Annotated in this window: 16 protein-coding genes; 13 read left to right on the forward strand and 3 right to left on the reverse strand. The window is 67.9% G+C overall.

Going from position 1 to position 16,225, the window contains the following annotated elements:
• Nucleotides 1–4: 4 nt before the first annotated feature.
• The 6 genes from DELCS14_RS11775 to DELCS14_RS11800 all read left to right on the forward strand — a co-directional run bounded on the left by DELCS14_RS11775 (nucleotide 5) and on the right by DELCS14_RS11800 (nucleotide 7,092).
• On the forward strand, nucleotides 5–619 hold the full coding sequence (locus DELCS14_RS11775) for a TetR/AcrR family transcriptional regulator (RefSeq protein ID WP_012206266.1): 615 nt from the start codon (nucleotides 5–7) through the stop codon (nucleotides 617–619).
• Nucleotides 620–753: 134 nt separating this feature from the next.
• Nucleotides 754–1,143, forward strand: a complete 390-nt coding sequence (locus DELCS14_RS11780; RefSeq protein WP_013801802.1) for a DUF2946 family protein — start codon at nucleotides 754–756, stop codon at nucleotides 1,141–1,143.
• Between the two features lie 117 nt (nucleotides 1,144–1,260).
• A complete protein-coding gene (locus DELCS14_RS11785; protein ID WP_043795998.1) occupies nucleotides 1,261–3,483 on the forward strand; it encodes a TonB-dependent siderophore receptor in 2,223 nt (740 codons plus the stop codon).
• Between the two features lie 8 nt (nucleotides 3,484–3,491).
• On the forward strand, nucleotides 3,492–4,307 hold the full coding sequence (locus tag DELCS14_RS11790) for an ABC transporter ATP-binding protein (RefSeq protein WP_013801804.1): 816 nt from the start codon (nucleotides 3,492–3,494) through the stop codon (nucleotides 4,305–4,307).
• A complete protein-coding gene (locus tag DELCS14_RS11795) occupies nucleotides 4,304–5,731 on the forward strand; it encodes a DUF3526 domain-containing protein (RefSeq protein ID WP_013801805.1) in 1,428 nt (475 codons plus the stop codon). Before DELCS14_RS11790 ends, DELCS14_RS11795 begins: the two co-directional genes overlap by 4 nt.
• Nucleotides 5,728–7,092, forward strand: a complete 1,365-nt coding sequence (locus DELCS14_RS11800) for a DUF3526 domain-containing protein (protein WP_013801806.1) — start codon at nucleotides 5,728–5,730, stop codon at nucleotides 7,090–7,092. Before DELCS14_RS11795 ends, DELCS14_RS11800 begins: the two co-directional genes overlap by 4 nt.
• A 114-nt stretch (nucleotides 7,093–7,206) precedes the next feature.
• On the opposite strand, the gene DELCS14_RS11805 is transcribed toward DELCS14_RS11800, so the two are convergent.
• Entirely contained in the window at nucleotides 7,207–7,632 is a 426-nt protein-coding gene (locus DELCS14_RS11805; protein ID WP_012206260.1) for a transcriptional repressor, read from the reverse strand.
• 379 nt (nucleotides 7,633–8,011) lie between these two features.
• Here DELCS14_RS11805 and DELCS14_RS31175 point away from each other — a divergent pair, with 379 nt between their 5' ends.
• Both DELCS14_RS31175 and DELCS14_RS11810 read left to right on the forward strand, forming a co-directional pair.
• Complete coding sequence (locus DELCS14_RS31175; protein WP_228676877.1) at nucleotides 8,012–8,290, forward strand: hypothetical protein; 279 nt, start codon at nucleotides 8,012–8,014, stop codon at nucleotides 8,288–8,290.
• A 23-nt stretch (nucleotides 8,291–8,313) separates the two neighbouring features.
• Nucleotides 8,314–8,730, forward strand: a complete 417-nt coding sequence (locus DELCS14_RS11810) for a phage late control D family protein (protein ID WP_043796003.1) — start codon at nucleotides 8,314–8,316, stop codon at nucleotides 8,728–8,730.
• A 141-nt stretch (nucleotides 8,731–8,871) separates the two neighbouring features.
• Here the strand turns inward: DELCS14_RS11810 and DELCS14_RS11815 are convergent, their stop codons facing one another.
• Nucleotides 8,872–9,648, reverse strand: coding sequence for an SDR family oxidoreductase (locus DELCS14_RS11815; RefSeq protein ID WP_013801807.1), 777 nt, complete (start codon nucleotides 9,646–9,648; stop codon nucleotides 8,872–8,874).
• Between the two features lie 150 nt (nucleotides 9,649–9,798).
• The gene (locus DELCS14_RS11820; protein WP_013801808.1) at nucleotides 9,799–10,686 is read right to left on the reverse strand and encodes a LysR family transcriptional regulator; all 888 of its coding nucleotides are present in this window, start codon (nucleotides 10,684–10,686) and stop codon (nucleotides 9,799–9,801) included.
• 122 nt (nucleotides 10,687–10,808) lie between these two features.
• On the opposite strand from DELCS14_RS11820, the gene DELCS14_RS11825 reads away from it, so the two are divergent.
• The 5 genes from DELCS14_RS11825 to DELCS14_RS11845 all read left to right on the forward strand — a co-directional run bounded on the left by DELCS14_RS11825 (nucleotide 10,809) and on the right by DELCS14_RS11845 (nucleotide 16,195).
• Complete coding sequence (locus DELCS14_RS11825; protein ID WP_013801809.1) at nucleotides 10,809–11,672, forward strand: amidohydrolase family protein; 864 nt, start codon at nucleotides 10,809–10,811, stop codon at nucleotides 11,670–11,672.
• Nucleotides 11,669–12,688 carry a tripartite tricarboxylate transporter substrate binding protein gene (locus tag DELCS14_RS11830; protein WP_013801810.1) on the forward strand — a complete coding sequence of 340 codons (1,020 nt, stop codon included), beginning with the start codon at nucleotides 11,669–11,671 and terminating at the stop codon, nucleotides 12,686–12,688. The genes DELCS14_RS11825 and DELCS14_RS11830 overlap by 4 nt, the downstream gene beginning before the upstream one ends.
• Before the next feature lie 184 nt (nucleotides 12,689–12,872).
• A complete protein-coding gene (locus tag DELCS14_RS11835; RefSeq protein WP_013801811.1) occupies nucleotides 12,873–13,406 on the forward strand; it encodes a hypothetical protein in 534 nt (177 codons plus the stop codon).
• Nucleotides 13,407–13,586: 180 nt separating this feature from the next.
• The gene (locus tag DELCS14_RS11840) at nucleotides 13,587–14,711 is read left to right on the forward strand and encodes a 4-oxalomesaconate tautomerase (protein ID WP_013801812.1); all 1,125 of its coding nucleotides are present in this window, start codon (nucleotides 13,587–13,589) and stop codon (nucleotides 14,709–14,711) included.
• A 101-nt stretch (nucleotides 14,712–14,812) separates the two neighbouring features.
• A complete protein-coding gene (locus DELCS14_RS11845; protein ID WP_013801813.1) occupies nucleotides 14,813–16,195 on the forward strand; it encodes an aromatic acid/H+ symport family MFS transporter in 1,383 nt (460 codons plus the stop codon).
• Nucleotides 16,196–16,225 lie beyond the last annotated feature (30 nt).

Genomic DNA, 16,225 nt, shown 5'->3' on the forward strand with positions numbered 1-16,225 from the left:
AGACATGGCAAGAAGGCAGACCAGCGCCCACGACGGCAACGAGACCCGCGAGACCCTTCTCAAGCTGGCCGCCCGTACCTTCGGTGAGCAGGGCTACTCTGCCACCACCATGCGCAACATTGCCGAGCAGTCCGGGATCGAGGCCGCCAGCATCTACTACCACTTCGCCTCCAAGGAGGAACTGGTGGACGAGGTCATGGAGCAGGGCGGCAACCGCATCATCAGCCAACAGCAGGAGCGCCTTGCCGCGCTGGGCGCCGACGCCACGGCCGAGCAGCGCTTTCGCGCAGCCGTGCTGGGCCAGATGGCGGGGCTGGTAAAGCATGGCGACTTCGCCCTGGCCCACGGCCGGCTGCTGGGCCAGCTGCCCGACAAGGTGCGCGAGCGCCAGATCAAGCGCCGCGAGCGCCACCAGAAATTCTGGAGCGGCCTGCTGGAAGACCTGCGTGCCGAAGGCCGCCTGCGGGCCGACGCCGACATCCACCTGGCGCGCATCATGATCCTGGGCAGCATCAACTCCATACAGTCCTGGTTCAACCCCCGCAAGGGCTCGCTGGAGAAGGTCGCGGACCAGATCTGCGACATGTTCTTCCGGGGCGTGGGACCGGCAGATAAATAGGCGCAAGGCTGAAAATCGCCAATCGGACTGTCACATGCCGGTGGCATATTCCCGCGCTGCTGTCCCGGCCCTGTGCAGAAAATGGCGGCGGGTTGTTAATGATATTCAACTGTCAATAGTAAGATCGCCGTCTTATGCGTCTGCTTGTTTTGCGCCTGCTATTGCTGGCCGTGTTCTTCAACACGGCCATTGGCATGCCCCTGCACGGCGCAACGCATATCCGGCAGGCGGTGGCCGGGCCTGCACAGGCTTTTGTAGGCCTCAACGGCTGCGAAGATGATGCGCTGGCCGGCCAGGCCGGCCAACGCGGCCAGGCTGGCGAAAAGGCTGAAGTCGTCGAAGCCGCCGAAGCCGTCTGCGCATGGTGCATGGGCCATGCACCGCATGCGGCGGCCTGGCTGCCGCACTTCGGCCTGCCGCTGGCCGTGGCCGCGCCGCCTGAGAGGGTGCCGCCGCGCACCGTGGGCGGCGCCATCCCCTCGCAGAACCGCTGGGCCTTTGCATCGCGCGACCCGCCGCGCTGAACCCGCAAGCACTTTTCTCCTTCTCTGCCGCCAGCGCTTATTGGTGCCGGCGGCATGTCCGTGTTTGCGCGCGCCGGCTGTGGATGCCGGCGGCATGCGCCTGTGCCCGTTTTCACTATGACTGCCTTCTTCTTCCCCGCGAAGCCGCTTCCCCGCCTTCGCCCGCTGCCGCTTGCCCTGAGCGCTGCCGCCTTCCTGTCCATGCCTGCGCTGGCCCAAGGCCAGGATCCGTCCTCCGGCCCTGGCCCCGGCCCCGGCCCCGGCCCCGCCCCCGCTGCCTCCGCTTCCCCGCAGGAGCAGACCCTGCTGCCTGCCGTGGAAGTCGTGGGCCGAACGGCCTCTGGTGCCTATCACACCGACGAGGCGGCAGGCGCCAAGACCGACCTGCCGCTGCGCGAGCTGCCGCAGTCGGTGCGCGTGATCACGCGCCAGGCCATAGACGACCTGGGCGCCACCAAGCTTGACGACGTGCTGGACTACGTGGGCGGCGTCTCGCGCCAGAACAACTTTGGCGGGCTGTGGGACAACATCGTCATCCGCGGCCTGCCCGGCGACCAGAACGTGGGCATGGCCACCCTGTTCAACGGTTTTTCCTCGGGGCGCGGCTTCAATGCGCCGCGTGACCTGGCCGGCGTGGAGCGCATCGAGTTCCTCAAGGGCACGGCTGCTGCGCTCTACGGCAGCAGCGAGCCGGGCGGCACGCTGAACGTGGTCTCCAAGCGCCCGCTGTGGACGCCTTCGCATTCCGTGGAAGCCTATGCAGGCAGCTACGGCCTGCGGCGTGGCGCGCTGGACACCACGGGACCGGTGGGCGAGAACTTTGCCTACCGGCTCAACATCGCCGCGGAGGACCGCGACAGCTTCCGCGATTTCGTGGGCGCCAGCCGCCAGGTGATCGCACCGGCCTTCACCTGGAAGCTGGGGCGCGATACGGTGCTGGAGTACTCGGGCGAGCTGCTGCGCCACAAGACGCCGCTGGACCGCGGCGTGGTGGCCGTGGGCGACCGGCTGGGCGCCATCTCGCGCAGCCGCTTCCTGGGCGAGCCGGGCGACGGCGATGTGACGGTGGAAAACCGCACCCACCAGTTCATCGTCTCGCACGAGTGGAGCGCGCAGTGGCGCAGCCGCCTGGGCCTGTCCTATCGCGAAACCTCGATCAACGGCTTTTCCACCGAGCCGCACGCGCTGCTGGCCAATGGCGACCTCACGCGCCAGCGGCGCTTTCGCGACTACCAGTCTGACGACATCGCCGTGCAGGCGGAACTGCAGGGCACGGTGCACACGGGCGCCATCGAGCACGAACTGCTGCTGGGCCTGGAGAGCTTTCGTTTCGAGATGGACACGCTGATGCTGCGCGCCAACCCGACGGCGGCCAATCCCTACGCCATCAACATCTACAACCCCATCTACGGCGGCGCGCGCCCCGTGCCCACGGCCAATACCGACACCTTCGAGCGCCAGCGCAACACGGCGTTCTACCTGCAGGACGCCATCAAGCTCTCGCCCCAATGGCGCGTGGTGGCCGGCCTGCGCATGGACCGCTACGACCAGTCGCTACACAACCGCCGCACGGGGGCGACCACCCAGCAGGACCCGACCTCGACCTCGCCGCGCCTGGGCCTGAGCTGGCTGCCGCTGCCGCAATGGACCTTCTATGCCAACGCGGGCCGCTCGTTCCGGCCCAACGTGGGCATCGATGTGGCCGGTGCGGGCTTCAGCCCCGAATCCGGTCGTTCCATGGAGCTGGGCGCCAAGTGGGAAAGCGCCGACCAGCGCATGGGTGCCACGGCCGCGCTGTTCGACATCCGCAAGCGCAATGTGCTGACGGCCGACCCGGGCAACGCCGGCTATTCGGTCTCGGCCGGCGAGATCCGCAGCCGGGGCCTGGAATTCGACTTCGCCGGCCAGGTCACGCAGCGCTGGCGCCTGAACGCCAGCCTGGTGCTCAACGATGTGGAGATCTCGCGCGACAACACGCTGGAGGTGGGCGGGCGCCTGCTCAACGTGCCCAAGGTCAACGGCAGCGTGCTGGCGGTCTACGAGAACGCCTTCTCCAACGGCCAGCGCTATGGCATCGGCGGCGGCATCACCCACATGGGCAAGCGCCTGGGCCAGGCCCGCACGCAAGCCGAGGCCGATGCCGGCAAGGCCGCCTTCGAGCTGCCCAGCTACACCACGGCCAAGCTGGTTGCCTACTGGCGCATCAGCCCCACGCTGCGCCTGACGCTGGACGTGGACAACCTCTTTGACAAGACCTACTACACCAGCTCGTACAGCCGGCTGTGGGTGACGCCGGGCACGGCCCGCACCGTCACGGTAGGCCTTCAAGCAAAGTTCTGAGCCCCGCCATGCATCCATCCCTTCCTGTTTCTTCCAACCCCACTTCTGCCTCCACGCCCGTGCTGCAAGCGCTGGGCGCCGTGGTGGACTATGGCGAGCGCACCATCCTCCAGGGCCTGGACCTGGCCGTGCATGCGGGCGAGATCTATGCGCTGCTGGGCGCCAACGGCGCGGGCAAGACCACCACGCTGAGCCTGCTGCTGGGCTTTGTGCGGCCGCGCAGCGGACAGGTGCGCGTGCAGGGCGTGGACCCGGGGACGGCGCCTGCGCAGGCGCGTGCCCTGATCGCCTATATCCCCGAGAACGTGGCGCTGTACGAGCACCTGAGTGCGCGCGAGAACGTGGCCTACCTTCTGGAGCTGGCGGGCCAGCCGGCCGCGGCTGGTGCCATCGGCCAGGCGCTGTCTGCCGCAGGGCTGGACGCCGCCGCGCACGACCGGCGCGTCTCCGGCTTTTCCAAGGGCATGCGCCAGAAGGTGGCGATTGCGCTGGCGCTGGCGCGCAGGGTGCCGGCGCTGCTGCTGGACGAACCCACCTCGGGCCTGGACCCGCAGGCCACGGCCGAGTTCAGCCGGCTGCTCATGCAGTTGCGCGGGCAGGGCGTGGCCATTCTCATGGTCACGCACGACCTGCTGGGGGCCGCCGACGTGGCCGACCGCATGGGCTTCATCGCAGGCGGGCGCCTGGTCGAGGAAGTGGCGGCCAGCGGCGAGGAGCGCTTCGATGTGCGCGCACTGCACCGCCACTATGCAGGGGTGGGCACGGACACGGACGCGCACACGAACACGCACATTGAAGCCGACACGCAGGGAGCGGCGGCATGAGCGCGGCCTGGACCATTGCGCGCGAGGAATGGCGCCTGCTGCTGCGCGACCGCGTGGCCGTGCTGGGGATGGCGCTGTGGCTGCTGCTCAGCGCCGCTGCCGCCTTCACCGCCTGGGACCAGCGCAGCGCGGCCCAGGCCCAGCGCGAGCGCCACCAGTCCCAGGTGGACAGCGAGTTCGAAGCCCAGCCCGACCGCCATCCGCACCGCATGGTGCATTACGGCCATTTTGTGTTCCGCCCGCTCAATCCGCTGGCGGCCTTCGATGCGGGCATCGACGCCTACACCGGCCACACGCTGTTTCTGGAGGGCCACCGCCAGAACAGCGCCAACTTCGGCGATGTGCGCCAGTCCTCTCTGCTGCTGCGGTTCGGCCAGCTCACGCCGGCCTTTGTGCTGCAGGTGCTGGCGCCGCTGCTGCTGATCTTCATGGGCCATGCCTGCATTGCGCGCGAGCGCGAGGCCGGCACCCTGCGCGTGCTGCTGGCCCAGGGCGTGGGCACGCGGCAGTTCGTGGCCGGCAAGCTGCTGGCGCTGGCGGGCGTGGCGGCCCTGGTGCTGCTGCCGGCCCTGCTGGCCCTGGCCTGGATGGTCGTGGCCACGCCGGTGCCCATCAGCCTGGTGGCCACCCTGGCGGCAGGCCATGTGCTGTGGCTGATGCTCTGGGCGGTGGGCATCGTCGCTGTCTCGGCCTTCATGCGGCGCGGGCGCGATGCCTTGCTGGCCCTGCTGGCGGCCTGGGCCGTCGCCGTGGTGCTGCTGCCCCGTCTGGTGCCGGAGCTGGTGGGATCTGCCCTGGCGCTGCCCACGCGCTTCGAGACCGACATCGCCACCGCGCGCGAGCTGGCGGCGCTGGGCGACAGCCACAATCCCGACGATCCCTATTTCGCCGCTTTCCGCGCCAGGGTGCTGGCGCAGTACGGTGTCTCGCGCGTCGAGGATCTGCCCGTCAACTACAAGGGACTGGTCGGCATGGAAGGCGAGCGGTTGACGAGTGAACTCTTCAGGCGCCATGCCGAGGCCAGCTTCGATCTGCAGGCCGAGCAACTGCGCCGGGCTGACGCATTTGCCCTGATCAGCCCCGTGATCGCGCTGCGCCGCCTGTCCATGGCCGTGGCCGGGACCGACTTGCAAGGCTACCGGCGCTTTCTGGAGCAGGCCGAGCAGCATCGCTACCGCATGGTGCAGGCCCTCAACCGCCTGCAGGTGGACAAGCTCAGCTATGCGGGCGACCGATCGAGCCGCGACAACCGCATCGGCCACGAGCACTGGCGCGGCGTCTCCGATTTCCACCACGAGCCCGATCCACCGCTGGCGGCCCTGCGTCGCGCGGCGCCTGCCGCCTATGTGCTGCTGGCATGGCTGGCTGTATTGACGGTGGCCTTGCTGCTGGCCACGCAACGGCTGGGGAGGGTGGCGCGATGAGCTGGCTCCTGCATGAATGGCGTCTTCTGACGCGCTCGCGCCTGGCGCTGTGCGCCCTGGCCTTGCTGTTGCTGCTGTCCACGCTGGCCGTGCTGTCTGGCCTGCGCGAGATCGCTTCGCAACGCCTGACCCTGGACCGCCTTGCGCAACTGCAGCAGCAGGACATGGCGGCCCAGGCAAGCCGGCATGCCCAGTCCGGTGACGCAGGCTCGGTGGCCTATTACGGCTTTCACGCCACCTGGGATGCGCCATCGTCCACGGCCTTCCTCGCCCTGGGCCTGCGTGATGCCGCGCCCTATGTGCTGCGCGTGCGCGCCCTGGCGCTGCAGGCACAGCTGCATGAAGGCGAAAGCTTCAACCCGGAACTGGCGCTGGCGGGCCGCTTCGACTTCGCCTTTGTGCTGGTCTACCTGGTGCCGCTGTTCCTGATTGCGCTGCTCTACGACCTGGTCTCGGGCGAGCGCGAATCGGGTCGCCTGGGCATGCTGCAGGCCATGCCTGGCACCGGGCAGCGGCTGTGGCTGCGCCGTGCGGGACTGCGTTCCGTGCTGGTGCTGGCCTGCGTGGCGCTGCCTGCCCTGGCAGGCGCACTGGCCGGCGGGGCATCGGCGGGTGCCCTTGCCACGGTGCTGCTGTCCGCCACGGCCTATGTGGTTTTCTGGAGCGGCCTGTGCCTGGTGGTTGCCGCGCTGGGCGGCAGCTCGGTCGCCAATGCCATGGCCCTCATGGGCTGCTGGGCCGTGCTGACCCTGGTGCTGCCCACGCTGGCCAATGCCGCACTCTCGCGCGCCATCCCCGTGAGCCAGGGCGTGGAGCTGATGCTGGCCCAGCGCCAGACCGTGCATGGCGCCTGGGACCTGCCGCGCGAGCAGACCATGGAGCGCTTTTTCCGCAACCACCCCGAATGGCGCGACACCGCGGCGCTGCCTGCAGGCTTTCACTGGAAGTGGTACTACGCCTTCCAGCAGCTCGGCGATGAAAGTGTCGCGCCCCAGTTCGCCGCCTACCGCGCCGGCCTGCAGGCACGCCAGGCCTGGACCGGACGCCTGGGCTGGCTGCTGCCCGGCGTGGGCGTGCAGGCCGCGCTGCACCGCCAGGCCGGCACCGACCTGCTGGCGCAACTGGCCTATCAGGACGACATCGCCGCCTTTCACGCACGCCTGCGCGCCTTCCTCTATCCCTACCTGTTTGAGGACCGCACATTCGGTGCGCATGATTTTGCAGCCCAGCCCGTCTTCACGGCCAGCCCACGGCCTGCGCGGCAGGCCTGGGGGCAGACGGCAATGCTGTGGGTGGTGGCTGCGCTGGCCTTGCTGGCCGGCGGTGTTGCCGCAGGCCGCGTGCGGCCGGGCAGGCGCTGAGGCCAAGGGCGAGTGAAAAAGGAAACAGCCATGGTTCAGGCGGGGCCTGCACCATGGCTGTCATCTTCTTGGATCCGTGGGCCCGAGGCTGAGCCTGAGGCGGGCGGCTCCCTGTTATTGCACGTTCTGGTGGCAGTCGCTGCAGACGCCGTACAGCGTCATCTCATGGCGCTCCACCACAAAGCCTTCGGGGGCGATGCGCTGCATGTCGCCCGGACAGCCGGGCACGTTGAACACGCGGTTGCAGCTCATGCAGCGGAAATGGTGGTGGTGGGCGCGGCCGCTGAGTTCGTAGCGCGTGGCCTCGCCGGGCAGGTCCACGGCCTGCACTTCGCCCGCTTCCATCAGCTGCTTGATGTTGCGGTACACCGTGGCCAGCCCGATGGCTGGCACCTCGCGCTGCGCTGCGCCGAGGATCTCGGCCGGAAGCAAGGGGCGTCCAGCCTCTTCCATGACCGTGCGTATCGAACTGCGTTGACGGGTCGAGCGTTCCATAGGCCTGAACAAGCGCTCCACGATGGGCTGAGTGTGTCTAGTCATGGTGGTTCCGTTATTTACTATAACAATCTCGACGCGATTAATCAGTGCTCACGAGCGCTCACAGCTGAAATTTACACTGTGTTTACCTGCGGGTCCGACAAGCATGGAGATGCAGTGTGTGCAATGGATCTCTGCCCCAAGGAGAAGAAATTCCATTTGACATAAACCAGATGCTCCATTCCTGCCAGTTTTCGCGAGTATATGTGGTGAGCATTCGATGGACCTTATGCGCTGGTTAAATGCCATAGCCGTCAACAATGCTGTAATGGGATGTAATTGATCTATTGATTGAAGAGTGCTTGGAATGAAGGTGTGTGTGGTGCTTACCGTCAGGGCTGCAAGAGGCGGTGCCGGCCCAAGGTGAGATGCAATTACTTACATGGACAGTGTATTGCCAATACGGGTAGATTGCCTCAATGCGCTTCGTTTGTCCATGATCCGTTTCCTTGAAAGGGGAAAGGACGCCGCCCCGGAACTGGCGCCCAGGGTGGTTTGCGCAATGACATTCCGAGTCGCGATCCACAGGCGATTGGGCCATGAAGTGCATTTTTGCGAATTGCGCGGCCAGAAAAAGATCAGCCAGCCTTTCAGCCTCGATTGGGAAATGCTCAGCGAAAGCATCTTCGCCAAGGCCCTGTTGGATAAAGCACCACCCTAGAAATACAAATCCAGGGCGGCGCAATGCGCTACATCTACGGAATCGTCGCCCGCCTGGGCATGCAGGGCCAGGTCCACCGCGGCTACGCCTGCAAGGCCCGCCTGAGCCCCTGGCTGTGGCTGGCCAAGCGCAGGAGCGACTTTCGCATCCTCCAGAACCAGACCGTGCCCGACATCATCGAGCAGGTATTGGGCGTCTATGGCCATCCGCTGCGAAAGAAACTCACGCGCGGCAATCGCAGCGGGTACTGCTGCGTTCAATACAACGAAAGCGATTGCGACCTTGTCCCGCGGTGGATGCAGCACGAAGGCATCTACTTCTTCTTCGAGCATGCCTCGCACGGCGCATTGCCTGGGGATGAATCCATTCCTTTCTATCCTCCTGAAAAGGCCGGCGCAGGCGATCCGCAAAACAACCACGCCCGGCAGCTGGAGCAGTAAATCAAGCCGGGCCGCCATTGCAGCGACGGCCCTGAAGTTGCACGGGCAGGCATGGCCAGGACATACCGGTAAGCCGCATGGGACAGATGCGGTCCAGGCGCTGCGGCCCCTGGCCCGGGGCATGCCGGCCAGGGATCTCGTTCAAGTCCGGTTGATGGACACGCCACCATCGACCACCATGGCCGTCCCCGTGATGAAGCTGGATGCGTCCGACGCCAGAAACAGCGCCGCCGCCGCGATTTCTGCGGGCGTGGCGAGGCGCTTGAGCGCGTGCAGGTTTTCGACGAAGGCGCGCACCTCGGGCGTGGGGGTGCTGGCGCGGCCCATGGGAGTGTCGGTGCCCCCGGGCAGCAGGGCGTTGGCGCGCAGGCCGCGGGGGCCGTATTCGGCGGCGATGACCTGGGTGAGGCCGACGAGGCCAGCCTTGCTGGCGGCATAGGCGCCCATGCCGGGCAGGCCCGCCGTATGGCCCACGAAGGTGGACGTGAAGATCAGCGAGCCGCCGCCGCGTGCCAGCAGGGCCGGTATCTGGTGCTTGGCGCCCAGAAAGGCACTGGTGAGGTTGGTGGCGATGGCGTCCTGCCAGGCCTGCAGCGAGAGATCGGGGAGGGCGCAGGGATCGCCGGTCATGCCTGCATTGTTGAAGGCGATGTCCAGGCCGCCAAAGCGCTCCGTGGCGGTCTCGACCAGGGCCTGTGCCAGCGGCTCGTCCCGCACGTCGCCGGCCAGCGCGATGGTCTGGCCGCCGTCCTGCTCGATCTCTGCCACCAGCGTCTGCAGTTCCGGCTGGCGGCGGGCCGTGAGGACCAGCCTGGCGCCGTGGCGGGCAAACAGCCTGGCGGCTTCGCGGCCTATGCCTGAGCTGGCGCCCGTGATGAGGGCGACTTTTCCGTGGAGTTGCTGTGGCGATGGCTGCATCTCGCACCTTTTCTTTCCGTGAATGAGGGAAAGCGGTTTGTGGTGCGCCGCAGGCGGACGCGCATCCCGCTTCTTGCACGGGCGCCGGGCCGCGCTCGGTGGTGCCAGGCTGTGCCGCGCTGCACATGGTTGCAGCGGGCTAAGGAGAGCTCAGTCTTCGCCCAACTCCAGGTGCGCGAACAGGTCGGCCAGCGTGGGCGTGGAGCGTGCGGGCCAGATGGCGCTGAGGTCCAGGCTGGGCAGGGCCTGGCCATCACGCACCTCGCAAAAGCGCACGCCGCGAAAGTCCATGGAGCGTATCCAGCTGGGCAGAAGGGCCACGCCGCAGCCGCCGGCCACGCAAGCCAGCACGGTGAGGGTGCGGTTGGCTTCCTGCGCCACATGGGCTTCGTGCCCGGCCTTGCGCAGCGCGTCGAGGATGCCGGCATGCAGCACGGGCAATTGCGCTTGCGGGTACATCACCAGCCCGGCATCGGCGATCTGGGCCAGGCTGACTTGGCCGTCCTCGCCGATCTGGAATTCATCGGGCACGGCGGCCACCAGGCGCTCGCGCAGCAGCTGGCGCTCGCGCATGCGCCCGCCCACGGCCACGGGCGTGTGCATGAGGCCGATGTCGATGGCGCCGGTCTGCAGGGCCTCGGCCTGCTCGGCATTGCTCATCTCGCGCAGGATGACGCGCACGCCGGGCGCCTGCTGCCGCAACGCGCGCAGGGCGCGGGGCAGGGTGCCGAAAAGCGCCGAGGACACCAGGCCCACGGTCAACTGGCCCGCACTGCCCCTGGCGATCTCGCGCGCGCGGCTGGCGGCAGCGTCAATGCGGGCCACGCTGGTGCGCACGTCGTCCAGCATGGCCAGGGCGGCCGGGGTGGGCAGGGCGCCCTGGCGTGAGCGCTGGAACAGCTGCACGCCCAGGTCTTTTTCCATGCGGGCCAGGGTCTGGCTCAGGGCCGGCTGTGCAATGCCCAGCCAGTCGGCTGCGCGGCTGACGCTGCCCTGGTCCACCACCGCGAGAAAGTAGCGCAGATGCCGGGTTTCCATATTGATCAGGTATGAATAAATCCATTTTGAAGAATGGAAATATATACCCCCCGTTCCTAGAATCCGACCCCATGCCCCCAGCGCCGCGCCTTGCGTGGCGCAACCCACAAGGAGTTCTTCCCGTGTCTGCCGTGCCCCGGTTCGCCATTGCGTCCAGCGTCGATACCCATGCCCATGTCTTCGAGCGTGGCCTGCCCATGCCGGATGCGCGCCGCTATGCGCCCGACGAGGATGCGCTCCTGGGCACCTATCTGCACCACCTGGACACGCACGGCCTGGCCCATGGCGTGCTGGTGCAGCCCAGCTTTCTGGGCACGGACAACAGCTACCTGCTCCAGGCGCTGCGCACCCAGCCTCAGCGCCTGCGCGGCGTGGCCGTGGTGGATGAGAGCACGGGCGATGAACAACTGCAGGCCCTGGCCGATGCCGGCGTGGTGGGCATGCGCCTGAACCTGATCGGCCTGCCTTTGCCCGATCTGAATGCGCCCGGTTGGCTCCGCGTGCTGGAGCAGGCCAACACCCTGGGCTGGCATGTGGAGCTGCACCTGCAGGCCGGGCGCTTGCAGGACCTGCTGCCCGCCTTGCTGGCGGCCGGCTGCCGCGTGGTGGTTGACCACTTCGGGCGTCCTGACCCGGCCCTGGGCGTGCGCGACCCTGGCTTTGGCTATCTGCTGCAGCAGGCCGGCAGCGGCCGTGTGTGGGTCAAGCTGTCCGCGCCCTACCGCATCTGGCGGGCCGCCGACTGTGCCGCCTCGGGCCGGCAGGCCACCGCGCAATTGCTGCAGGCCTTCACGGCCGGGCGGTTGCTCTGGGGCAGCGACTGGCCGCACACGCAGCACGCCGGCCAGGCCAGCTATCCGGCGGCCGTGCGCTGGCTGCAGGACTGGCTGGACGATGCCGGCCCCCTGCAGGCTGTGCTGGGCCGCACCGCCTTCGAGCTGTTCCGATTCCAAAACGACATGCCAAACCAAGGAGACACACCATGAATTCCCTGTCCAGACGCACCGCCAGCCTGTGGGCAGCAGCAGGCCTGCTTTCGGCTGTTGCCGGCATGGCCGCGCCGGCTGCAGCGGCTGCTGCGGCCGCAGCGGCTACAGTGACCAACTACCCCGATCGCCCTGTCACCCTGGTCGTGACCTATCCGCCCGGCGGCACCGTCGATGTGGTGGCGCGCCTGATCGGCCCCAGGCTGGCTGCCGAGCTGGGCCAGCCCGTGGTGATCGAGAACCGGGGCGGGGCAGGCGGCATGATCGGCGGCGCCCAGGTGGCCAAGGCCCAGCCCGACGGCTACACGCTGATGCTCGATGCCTCCAACCACGCGCAAAACCCCGCCATCCACGCGCGCATGCAGTTCGACACGCTCAAGGCCTTCGCGCCGGTCTCGCTGCTGCTGCGCGTGCCCAATGTGCTGGTGGTTGCGCCTTCGTCGCCCATCAAGAGCGTGCAGGACCTGATCCAGGCCGGCCGCTCCGAAGGGGGCGGGCATCTGTACTTTGCGTCGGCAGGCCCGGGCTCGGCCCAGCACCTGGCGGGCGAGCTGTTCAACCTGCTGGCCAGGACGCAGCTGCACCATGTGGCCTACAAGGGCGGCGGCCCGGCCATGATGGATGTGATGTCGGGCCAGGTGCCGCTGATGTTTGCCAGCATGGGCTCGGCTTGGCAGCACGTGAAGACCGGCAAGCTGCGCGCGGTGGCCGTGGGCGGGCTGGAGCGCTCCAAGGCCGCGCCCGAGCTGCCGACCATCGCCGAGTCGGGCGTGCCCGGCTACGAGACCTATGAATGGAACGCCATCTTTGCGCCGGCCGGCACGCCGCAGGCCATCGTGAACCGGCTGTCCACGGTGCTGGCCAAGGTGCTGCGCGAACCCGCCATCGTGGAGCGGCTCGCTGGCATAGGCGCCGAGCCCATAGGCTCCACGCCGGCCGAGCTGGAGACCTTCCGCCGCGCCGAGATCGCCAAATGGCAGAAGGTGGTGAAGGATTCCCGGCTCAAGCTGGACTGAGCGCGTGCAGGCCAGAAAGCGGACCATTGCGGTCTGCTGTGCACCGCAGGCAGCCCTGGCGCGTTGAACAGGTACGGGCGCTGGCTTGAACGGGTTCTTACACCTTTTCAGGCGCAGCGGCCCACGCGGCCCCGCGCGCTTGGTAGAAACGGGGCCTTTCCTGTTTCACCCACTTCAAAAGAACATGGCCCTGCTCACCTTGCGAACCACCTTGCGCGCCGCGGCCGCCTTTGCGCTGGCCTGCTCGGCCCTTGCGGCCCAGGCGCAGACCTATATCAGCGGCTCGGTCTCGGGCCAACTGGCACCGGGCGTCTACGGCACCGTGGACATCGGCAACGCGCCGCCGCCAGCGCTGCTGTACCAGCGCCCCGTGATCATTGCGCCGGCCCCCATGGCTCCGCTGCCTGTCTACATGTGGGTGCCCCCGGGCCACGCCAAGCACTGGGGCAAGCACTGCGCCCGCTACGGCGCCTGCGGCCGCCCGGTGTACTTCCTGCGCAACCCGCCGCCGCACTGGCATGCCGGGCCGCCGCGTCCCGATCCGCGCTGGCGCGAGGAGCGCCGCCACCGCGAATGGGAACACCGCCGCGATGACCGCCGCTGGGACCGTGACGACCGCCACGATCGCCATGGCGGGCGTGGTGACGACCATCGTGGCGACGGCCACCGTGGCCGCGGGCATGACCATGATCGTGGCCGGGGCCACGGCCGCGATTGAGCGGCACCGCACAAAAATAAGTTGTATCAAGCAGTTGCGGCGCATGGGCGCCGCAACCCGCAGCGCAAGCCTGGCACTGAGCTATGCCGGTTTGCTATAGCTGCTAGCGGGCTTGCTCAGTGGTGCCTGGCCCGCGCCATGCTCACAATAGCTGTCATACCCATACTGATAGAGACAGCCATGCAAACGGCCATTCCCTGCCTGCTGATGCGGGGCGGTACTTCCAAGGGCCCCTTCTTCCGGGCCACCGATCTTCCCTCCGACCTGCCCACGCGCGACCGCGTGCTGCTCGCGGCCATGGGCTCGCCCGACAAGCGGCAGATCGACGGCGTGGGTGGCGCGCATCCGCTGACCAGCAAGGTCGGCATCGTCAGCCTCTCCGACAAGGACGGCATCGACCTCGAATTCCTCTTCGCCCAGCTGCAGCCCGACAAGGACACGGTGGACACCACGCCCAACTGCGGCAACATGCTGGCCGGCGTGGTTCCCTTTGCGCTGGAGACCGGCATGGTCTCCTCGCGCGGCGAGACCAGCACCTTCCGCGTGCTGACGCTGAACACCGGCATGGCGGCCGACATCACCGTGCAGACGCCCGGCGGCCAGGTGGAGTACGAAGGCTCGGCCCGCATCGACGGCGCGCCGGGCAGCTCGGCACCCATCGAAATCAGCTTTCTGGACACGGCCGGCTCGGTCTGCTCGGGCCTGCTGCCCACGGGCAAGCCCCGGGACACGGTCACGGTGACGGGCGAGGGGTTCGAAGACTTCACGCTTGACGTCACCTGCATAGACAACGGCATGCCGCTGGTGATCTTCAAGGCCGCCGATGTGGGAGCCACCGGCCTGGAGACCGTGGCCGAGCTCAACGCCGACACCGATCTCAAGCGCCGCATCGAGGCGCTGCGCCTGCAGATCTCCCGGACCATGGGCCTGGGCGATGTCTCGGCCAAGAACTACCCCAAGATGACGCTGATCGCGCCGCCCCAGCATGGCGGCGCGCTGACCACGCGCAGCTTCATCCCCCACGTCTGCCATGACGCCATCGGCGTGCTGGCAGCCGTCACCGTCGGCACGGCCGTGAAGATGCCGGGCACCGTGTGCGACGGCGTTGCGCAGCTCACGCAGGGCGCGGGCCCGCTCACGGTGTCGGTGGAGCATCCCACGGGCGAATTCAGCGTGACGCTGGACAGCGACCCGGCCCATCCCGAAGTGGTGACCAAGGCCGCCTTGCTGCGCACGGCGCGCCTGCTGATGCGCGGCGAGGTCATGGTGCCGCGCTCGGCCTGGGACGGACGCAGGCAGGACTGAAGAAACAGCGCAGGGGCTTGCCGGCCCCTGCAGTGCAAGGGGCGGGTCGCGCGCGCAGATGCGGTATCCGCCAGGCTGAGAGACAGTGGAAGAGACAAGTCATGACATCCGTCCAGAAGGACGCCGCAGCAACCGGCGTCAATGTGCAGACCCTGCTCAACGAGCACCCGTTCTCGGGATTCCAGTGGGTCATCTTTGCGCTGTGTTTCCTGATCGTTCTGCTCGATGGCTTTGACACGGCGGCCATCGGCTACATCGCGCCCTCGCTGATCGGCGAGTGGGGCGTGAGCAAGCCTGCGCTGGCCCCCGTGCTCAGCGCGGCGCTGTTCGGCCTGGCCGCAGGCGCCCTGTTCTCTGGTCCGCTGGCTGACCGGCTGGGCCGCAAGTCCGTGCTGGTGGGTTCGGTGGCGGTGTTTGCCGTGTCCTGCCTGGCTTCGGGCTTTTCGCCTGACATCTGGACGCTGGCCGTGCTGCGCTTCGTCACCGGCCTGGGCCTGGGCGCCGCCATGCCCAATGCCGTCACGTTGATGAGCGAGTACTGCCCTGATTCGCGCCGCGCCACGCTGACCAACGCCATGTTCTGCGGCTTTCCGCTGGGCGCGGCCTTCGGCGGCTTTCTGGCGGCCTGGATGATCCCCCATTTCGGCTGGCGCAGCGTGCTCATCCTGGGCGGTGTCGCGCCGCTGCTGCTGCTGGTGGCCCTGGTCTTGCTGCTGCCAGAGTCGGTGCGCCACATGGTGGCCAACAACTACCCAGCCGAACGCATCCGCAAGGTGCTGGCGCGCATTGCCGGTGATGCCGTGCAGGGCGTGCAGCGCTTCGTGATGACCGAGTCCAAGCCCCAGCCCGAATCCCAGGCCAGCAGCGGCATGGGCGTGGTGCTGTCGCGCGAGTACCGGGTGGGCTCGATCATGCTGTGGATCGCCTACTTCATGGGACTGGTCATCTTCTACGCGCTGATGAACTGGATGCCCGTGCTGTTCAAGGAAGCGGGCCTGGACCCCAAGACCGGCACCCTGGTGGCCGCGCTGTTCCCGCTGGGCGGTGTGGGCGCCGTGCTGTTCGGCTGGCTCATGGACCGCTTCAATGCCAACCGCATCATCGCCATCGGCTATGCGCTGACGGCGGCCTCCATCTGGTGGATAGGCCAGACGGCTGGCCACCTGGGCTGGCTGGTGGTGGCCGTCTTCCTGGCCGGCACCATCATGAACACCGCGCAATCGTCCATGCCGGCGCTGGCCGCCGCCTACTACCCCACGCGGGGCCGTGCCACGGGCGTGGCCTGGATGCTGGGCATTGGCCGCTTCGGCGGCATCGCGGGCTCCTTCCTGGTGGCCGAGCTGTCGGCGCGCCAGCTGGGTTTCAGCGAGATCTTTGCGGTGGTGGCCATTCCGGGCGTGATCGCCATGGCCGCCCTCATCATCAAGCAGTACAGCAGTCCCGAGCCGCAAGGCGGCGCGGCGCCTGCCGCACCCCTCCACTGACCCCTCCACTGACACATTCCCACCCCATAA

Origin of the sequence: Delftia sp. Cs1-4, assembly GCF_000214395.1 — a bacterium.
Classification (GTDB): Bacteria; Pseudomonadota; Gammaproteobacteria; order Burkholderiales; family Burkholderiaceae_C; genus Comamonas; species Comamonas acidovorans.